The sequence below is a fragment of the Mesorhizobium sp. M7A.F.Ca.CA.004.12.1.1 genome, assembly GCF_003997835.1.
Classification (GTDB): Bacteria; Pseudomonadota; Alphaproteobacteria; order Rhizobiales; family Rhizobiaceae; genus Mesorhizobium.
Map to the genome: position 1 here is coordinate 1 of NZ_RZRK01001299.1, position 974 is coordinate 974.

The 974-nt window shown below is 64.1% G+C and carries 2 protein-coding genes; both read right to left on the minus strand.

The features are described from left to right. Positions 1–253 (minus strand): TPM domain-containing protein (locus EN984_RS35930; RefSeq protein ID WP_206517578.1); only part of this gene is annotated, 253 nt, incomplete at its 3' end. A 4-nt stretch (positions 254–257) separates the two neighbouring features. After that, positions 258–974 (minus strand): YgcG family protein (locus EN984_RS35935; protein ID WP_164765983.1); only part of this gene is annotated, 717 nt, incomplete at its 5' end.

Consider the following 974-nt stretch of genomic DNA (forward strand, 5'->3'; position numbering starts at 1 on the left):
CCTCGCCATCGAGGCTGGGGATCGTCGCCACGACGATCTGGTCGGAACCTTTTGTCTCGAAGTCGGCGAGCTTCCGCGTCAGCGCCGCCTTGGTCGCGGCATCGATGATGCCGGCATTGTCGACGACGCGGCCGGTCAGCGCCGGCAGGTCGGCCGCGTAGGCCGTGATACAGGAGAACAGCACGACCGCAGCAATCAGGACGGCCGAGGCGAGGCGGTCGCGTTTCGACAGGCTGATGCTGGGTATCGTCATGCCATCACCAGCTTCCCGACGAGCCGCCGCCGCCGGACGAACCGCCACCGCCGGAAAAACCGCCGCCGCTGCTTGACCCCGAAGACCATCCGCCGCTGGAACTTCCCGACGACCAGCCACCACGAGAGGAGCGCCGGTGCGGCTCGAAGGTCATGCCGAGCCAGCGGTAGCGGCCGGGACCGAGCTTCTGGCCGAAGATCGGCGGCAAGATGGAGACAGCAAGACTGCCGACCATAATGGTTATCCAGATGCCGATGAACACGGTGAAGAACAGGTCGCCGGACTCGAAGGGCGCTTCCTGGTTGCGCTCGCCGCGCGCCTCCAGCTCCTCCGGATTTCCTTCCAGCACCATGATCATGTCGTCTACGGCTTTGCTGATACCGCCGGAGAAGTCCCCGGCGCGGAAAGCCGGCACCATGTCGTTTTCGATGATCAGCTTGGTGTGCAGGTCGGTCAGCGTACCTTCCAGCCCATAACCGACCTCAATGCGCATCTTGCGGTCGTTCGGGGCAACCAGCAGCAGCACGCCGTTGTTTTCCTTCGCCTGCCCAAGTTTCCAGAAGCGGAACAGGCGGTTGGCGTAAGGCTCGATCTCCTCGCCCTCGAGGCTGGGAATCGTCGCCACGACGATCTGGTCGGAGCCTTTTGTCTCGAAATCGGCAAGCTTCCGCGTCAGCGCCGCCTTGGTCGCGGCATCGATGATGCCGGCATTGTCGACGAC